This is a genomic window from Novosphingobium sp. (assembly GCF_041915465.1).
Lineage (GTDB): Bacteria > Pseudomonadota > Alphaproteobacteria > Sphingomonadales > Sphingomonadaceae > Novosphingobium.
Genome location: NZ_JAYSBK010000141.1, coordinates 1 through 6,338, shown reverse-complemented (window position 1 = coordinate 6,338; position 6,338 = coordinate 1). Strand labels below are relative to the sequence as shown.

Genomic DNA, 6,338 nt, shown 5'->3' with positions numbered 1-6,338 from the left:
CTGCGGGCGGCGGTGACGTGCTGGTCGGGCTTGCCTTCACCGCCTGCGCGATCCTGTGCGCCTCGATCGCCAACGTCATGCAGGCCACCGACACCGCGCGGCGGCAGAGCGTGGTGGTGCTGATCGCCTGGGCGATGGTTGCAGGCGCAGTGGCCGACGCCCTGCTGGCCGCGCTGACCGCGGGGCCACCCGTGTTCGACTCCAGCCCCCGGCAGCTCGCGGGGCTGGCCTACCTTGCGATCATCGGTTCGGTGATCACCTTCCCGCTCTATTTCGCGCTGATCCGGGATTGGGGACCGGGCAAGGCCGCCTATAACGGCGTGGCCGTGCCGGTGGTGGCGATGGCGCTGTCGACCCTGTTCGAAGGCTATCGCTGGACCGCTCTGGCCGCGGGCGGAGCGATGCTGGCGATGGTCGGCCTGCTGATCGCGCTGTCAGGACGCAGGTAAGCAGGCGCGCAGCCCTTCACGGTACGTCGGATAGCGCGGCTGCCAGCCTAGCACGCGTTTGGCCTTGCCGTTCGCGACGCGGCGGTTCTCGGCATAAAAGGCCCGCGCCATCGGACCCAGCCCCGCCTCTTCCAGTGTCTGGAGCGGCGGAGGCTCCTGGCCGAGCAGGCGGCAGGCCTCTTCGATCACGCTATTCTGGCTGCACGGCGCATTGTCGGCCAGGTTGAAGGCGCCGGCTGGGCCATCGAGCACGGCCAGCGCGCCGCTGACGATGTCGTCCACATGGACCCGGCTGAACACTTGCGCGGGCAGGTCGATCCGGTGCGCGCGGCCCTCGCGGACCCGCTCCAGTGCGCTGCGGCCTGGGCCATAGATCCCTGGCAGGCGCAGCACCCGCGCACCCATCGCTAGCCACGCCGCGTCCGCTTCGGCCCGGGCGGTGCGACGCCCGGTGCCGACAGGTGCGGTTTCATCGACCCAAGCCCCGCCGGTATCGCCATAGACCCCGGTCGAGGAGAAGTACCCGAGCCACTTGCCCGCCAGCGCATCGCCATAAGTATCGAGCACCGGATCCGTCCCCTCGCCGCCGGGTGGGACGGAGGAGAACACGTGGCTGCTATCCGCCAGCGCGAGCCGCACCGCACTGGCATCGTCAAAGCGCAGCGTGCCGGCGCTGCCGGTCGAGACGACTTCCCAGCCAAGCGCGTCAAGCGCCCTGGCGAGGCGCGTGGCGGTGTAGCCCAGACCGAAGATGAAACAGCGCGGCTTCACGGCTTGGCCGGTTGCTCCGGCCCGGCCGGGGTCAGCGGCGGCGGCACGACCATTTGGGCGTTCGGCACGTGATCCTTCTTCCACTGCATCGACATGCGCACGCGCGTCGCGCCCGAGGGATGGTCGTAAAACAGGAACTCCTCGAGTGCGCTGGGCTCGATCTTGCGATATTCGGACAGCTTCATCGCCACCGAGGCAAAGCCGTCCGGCTCCTTCGCGGCATTAAGGCCAAAGGCGTCGGCCTGGCTCTCATCGACGCGGATGATCGTGTTGGTTACCGGGGTCGCAATCAGGCCGAATGCGGCCAGCAGGATCCCCAGCACCGGCATCGAGGCGGGATCGGCGATGCTCTCAACGCCCCAGCGCTCCCCGAAGCGGGCGATCAGCATCGGGCCAAGCCGCGAAATCAGGAACAGCGCGAGGCCCGCCAGCGCCGAGAAGGCGGCGAGGCCGATCCACACGTGGTTCAGCACGTAATGGCCCAGTTCGTGGCCCATCACGGCGGCGGTTTCTGCCTCGCTGGTGCGTTTCAGCAGGTTGTCGTTGAGGCTGATCCGGATCGTCGGGCCGATGCCCGAGACATTGGCCGAAATCCGCTTGGACTGCTTCGAGGCGTCGAACAGATAGATGTGTTCGGCCGGGACGTGGTTGGCGGCGGCCATCGCCACGATCCGTTCGCGCACCGGCCCGGCGGGCAGTTCGGTATAGGTGTTGAACAGCGGCGAAATGTAGACCGGGCCGATCAGCATCCCGAATGCCAGAAATGCGGAGACGACCCCCGTGCCCCGCAGCCACCAGCTTCTCGGATACCGTCGGATCAGGGCGTAGACCGCCATGGCCAGCAGCGGAAAGATCACGACCGAAACCATGAAGCCCTTCAGGTAATCGCCAAACCAGCCACCGAAATCCTGGTTCATCAGCCCGTATTGCCCCTCGCGCACGAAGCTGGTGTAAACCGTCCACGGAAAGGTGATGAGCGCCCCGGCCAGCATGTAGAACAGGGCCGTCAGCCAGGTCACTCCGCCCGGCCGCTTGAACCAACGCGCGGCCGTATCGCGGAACCGTGCCGAAAGGCGGAAGCGCAGCAGCAGGCCGTCGGACAGGACCGAGACCAGCGCACCCCACAGGATCAGCCAATAGCCGCCTTCGAAATAGGCGTCGGACTTGGCACGCGCGGCGCCTTGCAGGGTGTCGAGATAGGCGCGCGTCGCGGCATCGACATCAAAGGCGGCGGCCTGTGCCGCCACCGGCATGGCCAGCGCCAGCAACGCCGCGATTGCCGTGTATCGGGTCAGGTGTTTCATATCGCGTTTCCCCCCAGCCGGCTAAACGGCCAGTGTATTGTTTGAATAAGGCGGTTGTGGCGGCGCGGCGCGAAGTGTCAAGCAGCAGTTTGCCATTTGCGCCGTTTGCCATTTGCGGCCCGGCCCCTGCCACCCTAGATGGGGAATCATGGACGCATCGCTCAACACACCGCCCGTCGCCCCGCCCGTTATCCGCCGCGAGGACTATCGCCCGCCCGAATGGCTGGTCCCCGAATTCGCGCTCGATTTCGCGCTGGGGCTGGATGCGACGACAGTTCGTTCGGTCCTCTCGGTGCGCCGCAATGGCGACTCTTCGGTGCTGCGTCTCAACGGTGACGGGATTGCGGCGCGCAATGTCACGGTCGACGGCGCCGCCACCAACGCCTGGCGGATGGATGGGGACGACCTGCTGATCGACCTGCCCGGTGACGCGCATGAGGTGGGCATCGAAACGGCGATCAACCCGGCGGCCAACAGCCAGCTGATGGGGCTCTATGCCTCCAGCGGAATGCTCTGCACCCAGTGCGAGGCGGAGGGCTTTCGCCGTATCACCTTCTTTCCCGACCGGCCGGATGTTCTTTCCATCTACAAGGTGCGGATGGGCGGGCCCAAGGCGGTCTTCCCGATCCTGCTGTCCAACGGCAACTGCACGGCCACCGGTGAAGAGGATGACGGCACGCATTGGGCCGAATGGCACGATCCCTGGCCCAAGCCGAGCTACCTCTTCGCGCTGGTTGCGGGCGATCTGGTCGCCAACCACGATAGCTTCACCACGATGTCGGGCCGCAAGGTCGATCTCAACATCTGGGTTCGCGAAGGCGATCAGGACCGCACGCACCACGCGATGAAGGCGCTCAAGGATTCGATGAAGTGGGACGAGGAGGTGTTCGGCCGCGAATACGACCTTGACCTGTTCAACATCGTCGCCGTCTCGGACTTCAACATGGGGGCGATGGAGAACAAGGGCCTAAACGTTTTCAACACCCGCTACATCCTGGCCGATCCCGATACGGCGACCGACATGGACTATGACGGGATCGAGGGCGTCGTCGCCCACGAATACTTCCACAACTGGTCGGGCAACCGCATTACCTGCCGCGACTGGTTCCAGCTGAGCCTCAAGGAAGGCTTCACCGTGCTGCGCGACCAGCTGTTCAGCGCGGACATGGGCTCCGAAGCGGTCAAGCGGATCGAGGATGTACGCGTGCTGCGTTCGGCCCAGTTCCCGGAAGATTCCGGCCCGCTGGCCCACCCGATCCGGCCCGACAGCTATCAAGAGATCTCGAACTTCTACACCGCGACCGTTTATAACAAGGGCGCGGAAGTGATCCGGATGATGCGCACGCTGGTCGGCGTGGAACGCTTCCGCAAGGGCACGGACCTCTATTTCGAGCGCCACGACGGCGAGGCGGCGACCTGCGAGGACTTCATCCGCGCGATCGAGGAAGGGGCGGGGATCGACCTCGCCCAGTTCCGCCGCTGGTACGCGCAGGCGGGCACGCCGAAGGTCACCGCGCGGCTGGACCACAGCGGCGATGTAGCCACGCTGACCCTGACGCAGACCGTTCCGGCAACTCCGGGCCAGGCCGACAAGCAGCCGATGGTGATCCCGCTGCGGATTGCGCTGTTCGACCGGGAAACCGGGAAACACCATGGTGAACAACTGGTTACGCTGAGTGAACCTCAAGCGAACTTCAGCTTTGCCGGATTCGCCTCGCGCCCGGTCCTTTCGCTCAATCGGGGCTTCTCGGCGCCGGTTGCGCTGGAAACGGACCAGTCGAGCACGGACCTGGTGTTCCTTGCCGCCCACGACGACGATCCCTTCGCCCGTTATGAAGCGATGCAGCAGCTTGTCGTCCAGCACCTCGTCGGCCTGATCGGCGGCGGAATCCTGTGCGAGGCGGAGCGCGATGCCGGGCGTGAGGCGATCGCCCGCGCCTTTGCCGCGGTGATCGCCGATCCGGCGCTCGATGACCTGATGCGCGGCGAACTGATGATCCTGCCGGGTGAGGCCTACCTTGCCGAGCAAATGCTGGTCGCCGATCCGGGCCTGATCCACGATGAGCGCGAGGGGCTCAAGGCCTATCTCGGCAAGGCGCTGCGCGATGATCTGATCGCGCTGCACAACCGGGCCAGCGCTGTGCCCTACAGCCTCTCGGCCGAGGCGCGCGGCAGCCGCAAGCTCAAGACCCAGGCGCTGGTCCTGCTCGCCGCCGGTGCGCCGGAACTTGGCGCGCAGCTGGCCGCCGCGCAGTTCGACGCGGCCGACAACATGACCGACCGCCAGGGCGCGCTGATGGTGCTGTGCGGGCTCGACACCCCACTGCGGCAGGAACGGCTCGATGCCTTCCACGCACGCTATGCGGGCAACGCGCTGGTGATCGACAAGTGGTTTTCGCTCCAGGCCGGATCGCTCCACCCCGACGTGCTCGCCCACGTCAAGGCGCTGGCCAGCCATCCCGATTTCACCATGGCCAATCCCAACCGGGTGCGCGCACTGTACATGCAGATGGCGGTGAACCCGGGTGCCTTCCACGATGCCAGCGGTGAGGGCTACCGGATCATCGCCGACCTGATCCTCGCGCTCGATCCGGTCAACGCGCAGACGGCGGCGCGCTTCGTCGCCCCGCTCGGGCGCTGGCGGCGGATCGAGCCGCATCGCGCCGCGCTGATGCGCAGCGAACTGGAACGGATCGCCGCCGCGCCGCAGCTGTCGAAGGACACCTTCGAGCAGGTGAGCAAGAGCCTTGCCTGAGGCCGGACACGAACCGGTCGAGGTCAACCGCGCCCGCGTGTTGGATGGGGTGGCGCACGGCTTCCTTGGGCGGCGCGGGGGCGTTTCGACGGGGCTGGTCGCCGGGCTCGACATGGGCACGCGGGCAATGGACCCCGCGGACCCGCGGCTTGCCCCGATCCGGGAGAACCGCGCCCGCGGGATCGCGGCGGTGCTGCCGGGTGCGCGGCTTGTCACCGTTTACCAGGTCCACGGCAACGTCTGCGAGGTTGCAGGCAACTGGGACGAGGCGCATCGTCCCCAAGCGGACGCCCTGGTTACCGACCGGCCCGGCGTTTTGCTCGGCATCCTGACCGCCGACTGCGCGCCGGTGCTCTTCGCCGACCGCAAGGCTGGCGTGGTCGGTGCGGCCCACGCCGGCTGGAAGGGCGCGATCGGCGGGGTAACCGATTCCACCATCGCCGCGATGGAACAGCTGGGCGCAAACCGGGCCGACATCGTTGCCGCGGTGGGGCCGTGCATTGCCCAGCCCAGTTACGAGGTCGATGCGGGCTTTGCCGCGCGATTTGCCGAGGCTGACCCCGCCAATGCGCGCTTCTTCGCATCCGGCAAGCCCGGCCACTTCCAGTTCGATCTCGAAGGCTATGTCGCGGCGCGGCTCGAATCTGCCGGAATCGGGGCCGTGGAGCGCCTCGGTCTCGATACCTACCCCGATCCGGCGCGGTTCTATTCCTTCCGCCGCGCCACCCACCTTGGCGAGCCGGACTATGGACGGCAGATATCGCTGATTGCCGTGGGTTGAGCCGCTTGTCCCAGCGCTTGCGGATGATGCGACAGAACTTGATAAATTGGCTGTTGGCACGGCGGCGCTTCGCGTCTATCAGGCCCGCCAAATCGTTACCTTGACCGGTGCTGCACCGGGCTTGTAACGGTTCGTGAAGGGGCTTCCTGATCGCAGGATTTGGGACGGTTTCCCCGGTTTGTCGGTCCAATCGGGCGATGCGCCGGGAAAGCCAGATGGAACAGGATACGTTCGACCATGGCACATGATGCTGGCACCGACACTCTTGCCGCCGACGG

General features: G+C 66.6%; 6 protein-coding genes. 3 read left to right on the top strand and 3 right to left on the bottom strand.

The annotated features are described in order from the left end of the window. On the top strand, window positions 1–449 hold a 449-nt coding region (locus ACE3SN_RS15840), incomplete at its 5' end, for an EamA family transporter (protein ID WP_374531645.1). On the opposite strand, the gene ACE3SN_RS15835 is transcribed toward ACE3SN_RS15840, so the two are convergent. Both ACE3SN_RS15835 and ACE3SN_RS15830 read right to left on the bottom strand, forming a co-directional pair. Further along, window positions 435–1,220: an SDR family NAD(P)-dependent oxidoreductase gene (locus tag ACE3SN_RS15835; RefSeq protein WP_374531644.1), complete on the bottom strand. Its 786-nt coding sequence runs from the start codon at window positions 1,218–1,220 to the stop codon at window positions 435–437. The two genes, ACE3SN_RS15840 and ACE3SN_RS15835, sit on opposite strands and share 15 nt — an antisense overlap. Then, the gene (locus ACE3SN_RS15830) at window positions 1,217–2,524 is read right to left on the bottom strand and encodes a M48 family metallopeptidase (protein ID WP_374531642.1); all 1,308 of its coding nucleotides are present in this window, start codon (window positions 2,522–2,524) and stop codon (window positions 1,217–1,219) included. The genes ACE3SN_RS15835 and ACE3SN_RS15830 overlap by 4 nt, the downstream gene beginning before the upstream one ends. A gap of 148 nt (window positions 2,525–2,672) precedes the next feature. Here ACE3SN_RS15830 and pepN point away from each other — a divergent pair, with 148 nt between their 5' ends. Together pepN and pgeF are read left to right on the top strand one after the other, a co-directional pair. Beyond that, window positions 2,673–5,279, top strand: a complete 2,607-nt coding sequence (pepN, locus tag ACE3SN_RS15825) for an aminopeptidase N (RefSeq protein WP_374531640.1) — start codon at window positions 2,673–2,675, stop codon at window positions 5,277–5,279. Beyond that, window positions 5,272–6,060 (top strand): peptidoglycan editing factor PgeF, encoded by a 789-nt coding sequence (pgeF, locus tag ACE3SN_RS15820; protein WP_374531638.1) that lies wholly within the window; start codon window positions 5,272–5,274, stop codon window positions 6,058–6,060. Before pepN ends, pgeF begins: the two co-directional genes overlap by 8 nt. A gap of 78 nt (window positions 6,061–6,138) precedes the next feature. Here the strand turns inward: pgeF and ACE3SN_RS15815 are convergent. Continuing rightward, window positions 6,139–6,338, bottom strand: a 200-nt coding sequence (locus tag ACE3SN_RS15815) for a hypothetical protein (protein ID WP_374531636.1), incomplete at its 5' end; no start/stop codon positions are given.

What these genes read in the sequence shown, in the direction of transcription:
- ACE3SN_RS15830 (WP_374531642.1), bottom strand. Translation starts at nt 2,524, where the DNA reads ATGAAACACCTGACCCGATACACGGCAATCGCGGCGTTGCTGGCGCTG.
- pepN (WP_374531640.1), top strand. Translation starts at nt 2,673, where the DNA reads ATGGACGCATCGCTCAACACACCGCCCGTCGCCCCGCCCGTTATCCGC.